Below are 12064 nucleotides of genomic sequence, written 5' to 3' on the forward strand. Positions count from 1 at the left end.
GTAGAGCATCGGCGGCGGCCGCGCTTCGCGCTCGCCGGGCATGGCCCGGCGCTACCGGCCGTTCATCCCCCGGCTGAACGGCTGCGCGGCGGCCAGTGCGGGGTGTCGTGGTCGGGGTGCTGGTGGGACACGATCGTGGCCAGGAAATCCAGCGCGGCGATGTCTTCCTCGGTAAGTCGCGCCGGCAGGCTGGCCAGGCTGTCGACGAAGGGCAGCTTGCGCTCGACTCCGTACTGGATCGTCGGCGGCAGGCGTTCGGGTTCGTCAAACGCACCGGCAGCCACCGCCACGCCATCGGGCGCTTCGTAGGTCAACGGCGTGCCGCAGTCGGCGCAGAACCCGCGCCGCACCACGTTGGAGGACTGGAAATAACGCGGCTGGCCGCGGGTCCAGCTGAACTGCACGCCCCGCACCGACACCAAGGGCGCGTAGTACGCACCAAAGGCCTTCTGGCACATGCGGCAGTGGCAGATCGAGCTGTGGGTCAGCTCGCCACGGGCCTGGAAGCGGATCGCGCCGCACTGGCAGCCGCCGCTGTATTCGGGTTGGCCTTGCATGCGATGTCTCCTGGTGGTGCCGGCCGCTGGCCGGCAACCCGTCGGTGCCGAGAGTGCCATGGATGCCGGCCAGCGGCCGGCACTACCACGGTCATCAATATTTCTCTTTCTTCCGCTTGGCCGGCTTGCCACGCTCCGGCAGCGGCGGCAGGCCATCGCCCTCGTCCTCACCCTTGTGCTCGACCAGGCGGAAGTCGATCTTGCGCTCTTCCATGCTGGCCTTCAGCACCAGGATGCGCACGCGGTCGCCCAACCGGTAGCTGCCGCCGCGGCGCTCGCCGGTCAACGTCTTGCGGGTCGCGTCGAACTTGTAATAGTCCTGCGGCAGCTGGGTCACGTGGACCAGACCCTGCACCTTCGACTCATCCAGCTCCACGAACAGGCCGAAGCTGGTCACGCCGCTGATCACGCCGTCGAACTGGCCGCCCACGTGCTTTTCCATCCACGCCGCGCGGTAACGCTCGTCGACCTCGCGCTCGGCCTCGTCGGCACGGCGCTCACGCTCGGAACACTGCAGCGCCAGCGCAGCCATTTCGCGCGCGTTGTAGGTGAACTTGTCCAGCGGCTTGCCGGACAACGCGTGCTTGATCGCGCGGTGTACCAGCAGGTCGGGGTAACGGCGGATGGGCGAGGTGAAGTGCGCGTACGCCTCCAGTGCCAGGCCGAAATGACCGTGGTTTTCCGGGCTGTAGATGGCCAGGCTCTGGCTGCGCAGCAGCACCGATTCCAGCAGCGTGGCATCGGGGCGGTCGCGGATCTTCTTCAGCAGCTTGGTGTAATCGCCCGGGCGCACCTTCGACCACGGCGGCAGGCTCAGCTTGAACTCCTTGAGGAATTCCAGCAGGTCGGCGTACTTGGTTTCCGGCGGCTTCTCGTGGATGCGGTACGGGGCCGGCACATGGCGCGACAGCAGGTACTTCGCCGCCTCCACATTGGCCGCGATCATGCATTCCTCGATCAGCTTGTGCGCGTCGTTGCGCACCAGCATGCCGGCCTGGGTCACTTCACCGCGGTTGTCCAGCACGAAGCGCACTTCGCTGCTTTCGAACTCGATGGCGCCACGCTTGGCACGCGCCTTGGACAGGACCTTGTACAGCTGGTGCAGGCGCTGCACCTGCGGCAGCAGGTCACCCATCCAGGCCTTGGTATCGGCATCGTCCTCGCCCACCGCCTTCCACACCTGGGTGTAGGTCAGGCGCGCATGCGAGTTCATCACCGCTTCGTAGAAGCGCGAATGCGTGACCAGGCCGTCGCGGTCGATCTGCATGTCGCAGACGAAGCACATGCGGTCGACCTTCGGCATCAGCGAACAGATGCCGTTGGACAGCGTCTCCGGCAGCATCGGCACCACGAAGCCCGGGAAGTACACCGAGGTGGCACGCTTCTGCGCCTCTTCGTCCAGTGGCGTGCCGGGCCGGACGTAGTTGGAGACATCGGCAATCGCCACCACCAGCCGGAAGCCATCGGCGTTCGGCTCGCAGTACACCGCGTCGTCGAAGTCCTTGGCATCTTCACCGTCGATGGTGACCAGCGGCGTGCTGCGCAGGTCCACGCGGTCACCGATCATCGCCGGCTCGACCACCAGCGGCACCGAGGCGGCTTCGTCCAGCACTTCCTGCGGGAACTCGAACGGCAGTTCATGGCCGTGGATGGCGGTCTCCACCACCAGCGAGGCGGTCAGCTTGTCGCCGAGCACGGCGATGATGCGGCCGATCGGCGGGCGACGGCTGTCCGGCGCCTGGGTCAGTTCGCAGACCACCAGCTGGCCGTCGCGCGCACCACCGGTCTGGTCCGGCGGCACCTGCACGTTGCGCTGCACGCGCTTGTCGTCGGGCACCACGTAGTTGATGCCCATCTCGACGCTGAAGCGACCGATCAGACGGGTCATGCCGCGCTCCAGCACGCGGGCGATGCTGCCTTCGCGGCGGCCACGGTGGTCGATGCCGGTCACGCGGGCCAGCACCTTGTCGCCGTGCATGACCTTGCGCATTTCATACGGCGGCAGGAACAGGTCGTCGCCGCCCTCGACCGGGCGCAGGAAGCCGAACCCCTCCGGGTTGGCGATCACCACGCCGGTGACCAGGTTCAGGGTCTGGATCGGGGCGAAGCCGCCGCGGCGGTTCTGCACCAGCTGGCCGTCGCGGACCATGGCGCCGAGCCGGCGCGACAGTGCTTCGGCACGGTCCGGGGCGGTCAGGCCCAGGCGTGCGCCCAGTTCCTCTGCCGTCTGCGGCCCTTCGCAACGCTCCAGCAGGGCCAGGATGGCTTCGCGGCTGGCGATGGGCTGTTCGTACTTCTCTGCTTCGCGGGCGGCATAGGGATCGTCGATCACCTTGCCGGTCGGCGGCAACTTGCGGCCCGGGGCCGGGCCCGGTGCGTCGCTGCTGGGGACCTTGCGGCCACGCGGCGGTGCGCCGCCTTCATTCAATTCAGGGAACCAGCCCGGCAACGGCTTGCCCGGCTTGGTGGCGCGGGCCGTGCCCGCCTTGGCGCCCTTCTTGGGGGCCTGGCCGCGGGAGGTGCTCCCGCCCTTGCTTGGTTTTTTGGTAGTCATCGCCCCACATGGTAGCCGTTGACGGCGTGCAGAACGGGTCAGTGGCCGTCTTGAAGGCCTGGCGTGGAAAATATTCAGGAAGTCGTTGACAGCCTGCGGATTCATCTTCACAATTGCGCCTCTGGAACGCCCAGGTGGCGGAATTGGTAGACGCACTAGTTTCAGGTACTAGCGGGTAAAACCGTGGAGGTTCGAGTCCTCTCCTGGGCACCAACGAAAAAACTCCTCGCTTCGGCGGGGATTTTTTTTGCCTGCAATCCAGCAGCGGGGTCGAATTCCTTTCCGAAGGAAAGGGCTCCGACCCAAGCGATTGAGATGGGGTCAGAGCCCGCTCCGCACGCGAAACGGGGTCCGACACCGGATCCAGAAAAAGTGTTGACACCCCCATAACAACACCCCATAATCTCGCTCCTCGACGCCCAGGTGGCGGAATTGGTAGACGCACTAGTTTCAGGTACTAGCGGGTAAAACCGTGGAGGTTCGAGTCCTCTCCTGGGCACCACGTCGAGAATGAGAAAAACCCGCGAGAGCGGGTTTTTTCATGCCCGGAATCCGGCATCAGAGCAGCGGCCGCAGCACCAGCTCCAGCCCGAGCAACAGCAGGAAACCCAGGAAGCAGCCCCGGAACACCCGCGCACTGATGCGCTGCCGGATCACCTGCCCCAGCCACATGCCCAGCAATGCCGGCAGCACCGCCAGCGCACTCAGCCCCAGCTGCTGGATGCCGAATGCGCCGTGCAGCACCAGGCCGGCGGTCAGCGAAATCGTTGACACCGTGAACGCCAGCCCCAGCGCCTGCACCAGCTCCTCGCGCTGCAACCCCAGCGACTGCAGGTATGGAACCGCCGGCATCACGAACACGCCGGTGGCGCCGGTCACCACGCCCGACAACGCCCCCACCAGCGGCCCCAGCCAACGCTCGCGCCGCTGCTGCACGCGGAACACCGGCGCAAGCAACGCATAGGCGGCATAGACCACCAATGCCACGCCCAGCGCAACGCGCGACCAAGTGCGATCGACCCGCACCAGCAGCGCCGCCGAGCCCAGCGTCACCACCACCACGGCCAGCATCATCGGCCACAGGCGCCGCACGATGCGGTCCAGTGACGGCCCGGACAACAGCTGCCACGCATTGGTGACGAAGGTGGGAATGAACAGCATCGACGCCGCCGACACCGGCGACAGCGTGCTGCCCAGCAGCCCCATCGCCACCGTCGGCAACCCCATCCCAGTCACACCCTTGACCACACCGGCCAGCACGAACACCACCACCAGCAGCACGTAGAAGTACATCGATTCATTCATGCCTTCATTGGATCGGCCGGCCGCTCGGCGCACAATGCGGTGTTTCCGGCCTTGCCTTCGGCTGATCCGAAGGCGCAGCCGTTGCGATGAGGGCATCACATGCGGATGGATATCGCCGACCTGCGCCTGTTCCTGGCGATTGCCGAGGCGGGCAGCATCACGGCCGGCGCAGCGCAGGCAAACCTGGCACTGGCGTCGGCCAGCGAACGCCTGCGCACGATCGAAGCCGATGCCGGCACCGCGTTGTTGAACCGGCACCCCCGCGGCGTCAGCCTGACCGAAGCCGGCGCCGCCCTCGCCCACCATGCACGATTGATCCTGCAGCAGCAGGCGCAGCTGCGCGGTGAACTGCAGGCGTTCGCGCACGGCGCGCGCGGCACACTGCATCTGTATGCCAACACCGCAGCACTGACCAACTACCTGCCTTCGCGGCTGGCACCGTGGCTGGCCGAACGCCCGCGCCTGCACGTGGAACTGCTGGAGCGCACCAGCCCCGAAGTCGTGCGTGCGATCAACGCTGGCCAGGCCGAGGCCGGCATCATCAGTGATGCGGTCGACGCTGCCGGCCTGCAGCAGCACGTGGTCGCCGAAGATCCACTGGTGATGCTGCTGCCCGCAGACCATCGCCTCGCATCGCGGCGCAGCCTGGCCTTCGCCGATGTTGCCGGCGAGACCTTCGTCGCGCTGGCCGACGGCAATGCACTGCAGGCCTACATCGAAGACCAGGCGCGCGACATCGGGCGGCGCCTGGACGTGCGCATCCGCATGAAGACCTTCGAAGGGGTGTGCATCATGGTCGGCCACGACATTGGTATCGGCATCGTGCCGCGGACCATCGCCCGCCAGCACCGGCGCAGCACGCATACCGTCGCCGTACCGCTCGCCGATGCGTGGGCACAGCGTCGCCTGTGCGCCTGTTTTGCCGAGTGGGCGCAGTTGTCATCGGCAATGCGCAGCCTGCTGCTTCACCTGGGCGTGCAGCCGCAGAAAAAGCTGTGAAATGTTGTTGACACATCCTCTGCCGTCCCGCACAATTCATCTCCTGAGTCGCCCAGGTGGCGGAATTGGTAGACGCACTAGTTTCAGGTACTAGCGGGTAAAACCGTGGAGGTTCGAGTCCTCTCCTGGGCACCACGACTCAAGATGATCAAACCCGCGAAAGCGGGTTTTTTCGTTTCCGGGGCCTGGCGAGCGTGGCATCGCAACCGCCACTCGGACTGTCGTATCTCGCACCACCCGGGCGTCGCCTGCGGGTGTATACCTCCCCCCGGCGCGCCGTCACCAGACCTTGAACGCCCCCCTTTTGGGGCGCATTTCACGTTCCCCGTTCAATTCGTACTTTTCCTAGTCGAGATCCACCCGATTCCTTTTCGGTGGGAGGCAGATTTACCGGAGCCGGTTGCAGGTCTATCGACACGACCGGACCAGCGCCCCCCCCTTTCCCCAAAGGATGCCCCAATGCAGCGCAGCATCATCTGCCCTCACTGCCACACCGGCTCGAACCACGGCGTACGCGTATGCGTGGGATGCCAGGCCGAGGCCCACTACGGCGCATCGAAGGAGGCCGTAATGTTCGTCTTTGTCGCCGCCATCATCTGCGGCGCGCTGGTCGGCAGCCGATTGCAGGCCACTGCCGGCTGGATCACGTGCGGCGCCGTACTTGTGGCGGGAATGTGGGCCATTTCCCGATTGTTCCGTGATCGGGTGGTGTTCAAGCGCGTCTATCGCACGCGCTGAACCTGCGCCGCTGCACTCCCCCAACGGCAGGGCCCGTGCGACCCACGTTGCACAAACAAAAACCCCGCCTTGCGGCGGGGTCAAAATACAGCACGTGTTTCCAGGGAGTTTTCAGTGCCCACCACCGGCGGCCGCACCCGCACCTGCGCCGAATGGCGGCTTGGCCAGCCACAGGAACGTAATGATCGCCAGGAAGATCCAGCCCAGCAGGAAGAAGATGTCGTTGAAGCCCATCTGCGATGCCTGGTGGTTGATCATGTTGTTCAGTACCGCTGCGCCGTGCTGCAGGTCGCCCTGCCCCATCGCCGTGACCTGGTCCTGCATGCCCGGCTGATAGGCCGAGATATGCTCGGTCAGGTCGGCATGGTGCACCTGGGTGCGCCGCGCCCACAGCCACGTCGTCAGCGACGCCGCGAAGCTGCCGCCCAGCGTACGCAGGAACGTGGCCAGGCCGGAGCCCGCCGCGATCTCGCGCCCATCCAGGTCCGACAGCAGGATCTGCAGCACCGGCATGAAGAACAGCGCGACGCCGATGCCCATGATCAGCTGTACGCCGGCCACGTGCATGTAGTCCACCTGCAGGTTGAAGTTCGAGCGCAGGAAGCTGGTCATCGACAGCACGATGAAGGCGATCGTGGCCAGCATGCGCATGTCGAAGCGCGATGCATACTTGCCCACGAACGGGGTCATGATCACCGGCAGGATGCCGATTGGCGCCGTTGCCAGGCCCGCCCAGATCGCGGTGTAGCCCATGTCACGCTGCAGCCACTGCGGGATCAGCAGCGCCACGCTGAAGAACGCCGCGTAGGCCACCACCATCGCCAGCGTGCCGGCGCGGAAGTTGCGGTGCCGGAACAGCTTCAGGTCGACAATCGGATCCTTGTCGGTCAGCTCCCAGATCAGGAACACCGTCAGCGTCACCACGGCCACGCAGGCCAGCACCACGATCTTCATCGACGCGAACCAGTCCTCGTCGTTGCCCAGGTCGAGCACCAGCTGCAGCGCACCGACGCCGATCACGAGGGTAATCAGGCCGACGTAGTCCATCTTCGGCTTCTCGATCTGCTCCGGCCGCCCTTTCAGCTGGTTGCCCACCACCAAGGCAGCGAAGATGCCCAGCGGCACGTTGATCAGGAAGATCCACTCCCAGCTGTAGTTGTCGGTGATCCAGCCACCGAGGATCGGCCCGCAGATCGGCGCGACCACCGTGATCATCGCCAGCAGCGCCAATGCCTGCCCACGTTTCTCGCGCGGGTAGATCGAAACCAGCAGCGACTGCGTGATCGGGTACATCGGGCCGGCCACGAAGCCCTGCAGCGCACGCGACACCACCAGCATGCCCATGCTCTGCGCCAGGCCGCACAGCAGCGAGGTGATGACGAAGGCCAGCGTGGCCCAGACGAACAGCTTGCGTTCGCCGAAGCGGCGGCTGAGCCAGCCGGTCAGCGGCAGCGCGATGGCCGTGCTGACCGCGAACGAGGTGATGACCCAGGTCGCCTGCTGCGAACTGGCACCGAGGTTACCGGCGATGGTCGGCAGCGAGACGTTGGCGATGGTGGTGTCGAGCACCTGCATGAACGACGCCATCGCCAGGCCCACCGTGCACAGGGCGACGCTGGGCGGCAGGAACCCGGAGGCCGCACCCGGCGCCGCCGGTGCGCCCGGAGCGCCGGGCGCGGCTGGAGCTTGTGCGGACATGGCGACCTCAGCCCACCTTCGCCTGTTGCTGCGGCAGGTTGCCCTGGATGATCGTGTGGATCACCTCATCGGCATCATGCAGCTGCTTGGCATACACGTCAGTGTCGAACACCGTGCCCTTGGCCGGGGTACTCGGCAGCACTTCGCCCTTCTGGTCGCGCAGGCTCACTTCGGCCTTCATCGACAGGCCGATGCGCAGCGGGTGTTCGGCCAGCTGCTTGGCATCGATGGCGATGCGCACCGGCACGCGCTGCACGATCTTGATCCAGTTGCCACTGGCGTTCTGCGCCGGCAGCAGCGAGAACGCCGAGCCGGTGCCCAAGCCCAGGCTCTGGATGCGGCCCTTGTACTTCACGTCGCCGGCGTACAGGTCCGACTTCAGCTCCACTTCCTGGCCCAGGCGCATGTGGCGCAGCTGGGTTTCCTTGAAGTTGGCCTCGACCCACATCTGTTCGGTCGGCACCACGGCCATCAGGGCATTGCCCGGCTGCACGCGCTGGCCGACCTGCACCGAACGACGGGCGACGTAGCCGGAGACCGGCGCGACAATGCCGGCGCGGGCGTTGTTGAGGAAGGCCTGGCGCAGCTGTGCGGCGGCGGCCTGCACGTCCGGCTGGGTGGCGATCACGGTGTCGTCGACCAGCGCGCGGTTGCGCTCGACGGTCTCGCGCGAACCGGCCACGGCCGCTTCGGCCGCGGCCAGCTCGTCGCGGGCGTGGGCCAGTTCTTCGTTGGAGATGGCGCCGGTGGCGGCCAGGTCCTTGCGGCGGGCGTAGTCTTCGCGCACGCGCTTCAGGGTCACCTGGCGGGCGTTCAGGTCCGCCTGCGCGCCTTCCACGCTGCGGTACAGGCCGCGGGTCTGGCGCACGGTCTTGGCCAGGTTGGCTTCGGCCTGCTGCAGCGCCACTGCGGTGTCGGACGGGTCCAGCTGCACCAGCAGCTGGCCGCGCTCCACGCGCATGCCGTCATCGGCATTGATGGCGACCACGGTGCCGGCCACCAGCGGGGTGATCTGCACCTGGTTGCCCTGCACGTAGGCATCGTCGGTCTCTTCGAACCAACGGCCGAACATGAAGTACCACAGCGCCAAAGCGGCAAGCAGCAGCACGACGATCACGAACAGGCCGCGCAGCAGGTTGCCGCGGCGGTTGGGGGCGGCCGGGGCCGCGGTGTCTTGGGTCTGGCTCATGTCGGAGATCTTCAGGAATGCGAGGAATCGGAATGGGAGGCGATCGGTGCGCGGTCGGCGTCAGTGGGCTGGAAACCACCGCCCAGCGCCTTGCTCAGGCGCACCGAGGACTGCACTTGCTGCGACTGCAGGCCGGCCAGCTGCTGCTGCGACTGCAGCAGGGTGGACTGCGCGGTCAGCACGTCCAGGTAGCTGCCGATGCCGGCGCGGTAGCGCTGCTGGGCCAGGTCGAAGGCAGCGCGTGCGGTGTCCACCGCCTGCTGCTGCGACTGCGCCTGCTGTGCCAGCGAGCGCACCGCGTTGACCTGGTCGGCCACATCACGCAGCGCATCGAGCACGGTCTGGTTGTAGTTGGCCACCGCCAGGTCGTACTGCGCATCGGTATTGGCCAGGTTGGCGCGCAGCTTGCCGCCTTCGAAGATCGGCAGGCTCAGCGCAGGGCCGATGTAGGCGAAGGTGGAACTGCTCTTCAGCAGGTCGCTCACATTCGGGGCGACCACGCCGGCCAGCGCGGTCAGGTTGAAGCTCGGGTAGAACTTCGTCTTCGCGACCTTGATCTGCTTGTCGGCCGCTTCAACGCGCCAGCGTGCGGCCACGATGTCGGGGCGACGGCCCAGCAGCTCGCTGGGCAGCACCCCAGGCAGCTGCAGCGCCACCGGGTTCAACGGCTGCGGGCGCTGGATCGACAGGCCACGGTCCGGGCCCTTGCCGACCAGCGCGGCCAGTGCGGTGCGGGCGGCGTCGATACGCTGCTGGGCGGCCTGCACCTGCTGCTGCGCGGCCGGCACGCGGGCCTCGGCCTGGCGCACCTGCAGATCACTGTCGATGCCGGCGCGGCGGCGCTGGCGGGTCAGCTCAAGTGACTTCTGCGAACGGCTCAGCTCTTCCTCGGCCACGTCGTTGAGCTGCCACGCGTAGGCCAGGTCGGCATAGGCCTGGGTGATGCCAGTGGACAGGTTCAGGCGGGCGGCCTGCGCTTCAACGGTGGCGGCGTGCGCACCGTCCACGGCGGCTTCCCAGGCGGCGCGCTTGCCGCCCCACAGGTCCACGCCGTAGCTGAAGTCGAAGGCGACCTGGCTGCTGCCGGCGTAATGGCCACCGATCTCGCTGCCTGCCATCGACTCAGGCAGGCGCAGGCCGGTGTAGCCACCAGACACCGACAGGCTCGGCAGTTCGTCGGCACGCGCAGTGCCGACCTGGGCCTGGGCCTGGCGCAGGCGCGCGTCGGCGGCGTCCAGGCTCGGGTGGCCGGCCAGGCCCTCGGCGACCAGCGCGTCCAGCTGCGCATCGCCCAGCGCCTTCCACCAGTCCTGCGCCGGGAAGCCGGTGGCGCTCAGGTCGGTGTCGGCCAGGGTGCGTTCGCTGTGCAGGCTGTCCACATCCAGCACGTGGCCCTGCGGATTGAGGCCACGACTGCTGGCACAGGCGGCCAGGGCCAGGGCCAGCGCTGACACCAGCAGCGTGCGCCCGGACCGGCGGAAAGTGAAATGCGGGATCGGGTTCATGGGGTCGTCAAGGAATCGCGGATTCGGGTAAGGAGGGACAGCAGCAGCGTGCGCTCGTCGGTTGAGAGATCACGCAGGGCGTAATCCATCACCGCGTCGCCGCGCAGCTTCAGCCGCGCCCACAACGCGCGGCCTTCATCGGTCAGCACGATCTGCAGCGCACGACGGTCCTGGGCATGCGGTTGGCGACGGACGCAGCCCAGTGCCTCCAGCTTGTCCAGCAGCCGGGTCACGGCGCTGGGCACCTGGTCGATGGCCTGGGCCAGTTCGTTGGCGGTGCACGGCGCCATGTTGGAAAGCACCTTCAACCCGATGTAGTGGGTGAAGCCGATGCCCAGGTCTTCTTCCGCCATGGACGCGTCGAGTTGGCGGACCAGGCCGTCGCGCACCTGGCGCAGCAGCAGGCCGAAGCTGGGGGGAGTGGTTGCAGGACAGATCATGGGGGAGCATTCTCTTCCAAAAAAAATATTTCTCAATGGAAATATTCGATCTGGCATCGAATGCTGTGTTGCAGCAATGGGCTGGATCGGTGAAGGCGCCTACCTTAATGACCTGGTCAGCTGGCCCGGTAGTACAATTCAGCCAATGGATGACACATTTCAGCCAGCGGATATGATGAACAAGGCAGAAATTCCCCCTCCCAAGCGCCTGCTGCGCGACGACGCGCTGGACTGGTTCGAGCGCAACGACGGCCCATCGGTGGTCGCCTACCGCTTCGACAGCCCGCAGGGACTGGTCCGTGAGGTGGACTGGCACCATCACCAGCGCGCGCAACTGATCTACGTGGAGCGTGGCCTGCTGACCACCCGCACCTCGCACGGCACCTGGTCGTTGGCGCCGGGTTCGGCCGGCTGGATGCCGCCTCTGGAGCCGCACACGGTCACCCTCGACGGGCCGCTGCGTGGCTGGGGCATGGCGCTGGCCGCACCCGCCTGTGCCACCCTGCCCGCCGACCCCTGCGTGCTGGGCCTGTCCAAGCTGGCGCAGGCGCTGGCCGAGCGCATCTGCGAATGGCCGCTGGGCTATGACACCACGCCCGAGCGCCAGCACATCATCGAGGTGCTGCTGGACGAGATCCGCACCGCGCCGCGTCAGCGCATGCATCTGCCGATGCCCCACGACCGGCGCCTGCTGAAGATCGCCTCGCAGCTGCTGGCCGACCCGTCCGACGAGCGCAGCCTGGCCGAATGGGCCCACTGGGCCGGCCTGTCGCCGCGCAGCCTGACCCGTCACTTCCGCGACGAGACCACGCTCAGCTTCGCCCAGTGGCGGCAACAGGCCCGCCTGTCCGAGGCGTTGCGCCAGCTGACCGAGGGCCGCAGCGTGGCCGACATCGCCCACGCACTGGGCTTCAGCAGCGCCAGCGCGTTCGTCACCGTGTTCCGCCGTCACTTCGGGTTGCCGCCTGGGCGCTACCTGGCGCGGGCCGGGCATGGCCTGGAAACCGGGCTGGACCCTGCACGCGGCTTGGCATCCCCCGCCGCATCCGGATAATCACAGGATTGCGAGCGGCGACCGC

Annotated in this window: 10 protein-coding genes and 3 tRNA genes; 6 read left to right on the forward strand and 7 right to left on the reverse strand. The window is 67.0% G+C overall.

All coding sequences use genetic code 11. The features are described from left to right. Nucleotides 1-62 precede the first annotated feature (62 nt). Both VG543_RS00970 and rnr read right to left on the reverse strand, forming a co-directional pair. Complete coding sequence (locus VG543_RS00970) at nt 63-557, reverse strand: GFA family protein (RefSeq protein ID WP_423177493.1); 495 nt, start codon at nt 555-557, stop codon at nt 63-65. Nucleotides 558-651: 94 nt separating this feature from the next. After that, nucleotides 652-2985: a ribonuclease R gene (gene rnr, locus VG543_RS00975; RefSeq protein ID WP_423177784.1), complete on the reverse strand. Its 2334-nt coding sequence runs from the start codon at nt 2983-2985 to the stop codon at nt 652-654. A gap of 254 nt (nt 2986-3239) precedes the next feature. Here rnr and VG543_RS00980 point away from each other — a divergent pair. Continuing rightward, nucleotides 3240-3324, forward strand: a tRNA-Leu gene (locus tag VG543_RS00980). A gap of 204 nt (nt 3325-3528) precedes the next feature. Then, nucleotides 3529-3613 (forward strand) — tRNA-Leu (locus VG543_RS00985). A 56-nt stretch (nt 3614-3669) separates the two neighbouring features. Here the strand turns inward: VG543_RS00985 and VG543_RS00990 are convergent. After that, nucleotides 3670-4416 carry a sulfite exporter TauE/SafE family protein gene (locus VG543_RS00990; RefSeq protein WP_087803314.1) on the reverse strand — a complete coding sequence of 249 codons (747 nt, stop codon included), beginning with the start codon at nt 4414-4416 and terminating at the stop codon, nt 3670-3672. A 99-nt stretch (nt 4417-4515) separates the two neighbouring features. Between VG543_RS00990 and VG543_RS00995 the strand changes: the two genes are divergently transcribed. From VG543_RS00995 to VG543_RS01005, 3 genes are all read left to right on the forward strand, one after another. Further along, on the forward strand, nt 4516-5415 hold the full coding sequence (locus tag VG543_RS00995; RefSeq protein WP_021204128.1) for a LysR family transcriptional regulator: 900 nt from the start codon (nt 4516-4518) through the stop codon (nt 5413-5415). A gap of 50 nt (nt 5416-5465) precedes the next feature. Then, nucleotides 5466-5550: transfer RNA gene (locus VG543_RS01000), tRNA-Leu, on the forward strand. A gap of 324 nt (nt 5551-5874) precedes the next feature. After that, nucleotides 5875-6153: a hypothetical protein gene (locus tag VG543_RS01005; protein ID WP_423177496.1), complete on the forward strand. Its 279-nt coding sequence runs from the start codon at nt 5875-5877 to the stop codon at nt 6151-6153. A 111-nt stretch (nt 6154-6264) separates the two neighbouring features. Here VG543_RS01005 and emrB read toward each other — a convergent pair whose 3' ends face one another. The 4 genes from emrB to emrR are packed head-to-tail and all read right to left on the reverse strand — an operon-like array spanning nt 6265 to nt 10985. After that, complete coding sequence (gene emrB, locus VG543_RS01010; protein ID WP_019659097.1) at nt 6265-7851, reverse strand: multidrug efflux MFS transporter permease subunit EmrB; 1587 nt, start codon at nt 7849-7851, stop codon at nt 6265-6267. Nucleotides 7852-7858: 7 nt separating this feature from the next. Beyond that, on the reverse strand, nt 7859-9040 hold the full coding sequence (gene emrA, locus VG543_RS01015; protein ID WP_021204129.1) for a multidrug efflux MFS transporter periplasmic adaptor subunit EmrA: 1182 nt from the start codon (nt 9038-9040) through the stop codon (nt 7859-7861). An 11-nt stretch (nt 9041-9051) separates the two neighbouring features. Then, entirely contained in the window at nt 9052-10545 is a 1494-nt protein-coding gene (emrC, locus tag VG543_RS01020; protein ID WP_019659099.1) for a multidrug efflux transporter outer membrane subunit EmrC, read from the reverse strand. Further along, a complete protein-coding gene (gene emrR, locus VG543_RS01025) occupies nt 10542-10985 on the reverse strand; it encodes a multidrug efflux system transcriptional regulator EmrR (protein ID WP_019659100.1) in 444 nt (147 codons plus the stop codon). Before emrR ends, emrC begins: the two co-directional genes overlap by 4 nt. Before the next feature lie 172 nt (nt 10986-11157). Here emrR and VG543_RS01030 point away from each other — a divergent pair, with 172 nt between their 5' ends. Further along, the gene (locus tag VG543_RS01030; protein ID WP_026346921.1) at nt 11158-12039 is read left to right on the forward strand and encodes a helix-turn-helix domain-containing protein; all 882 of its coding nucleotides are present in this window, start codon (nt 11158-11160) and stop codon (nt 12037-12039) included. Nucleotides 12040-12064 lie beyond the last annotated feature (25 nt).

It is taken from the genome of Stenotrophomonas sp. CASM101 (assembly GCF_049384845.1).
Lineage (GTDB): Bacteria > Pseudomonadota > Gammaproteobacteria > Xanthomonadales > Xanthomonadaceae > Stenotrophomonas > Stenotrophomonas hibiscicola.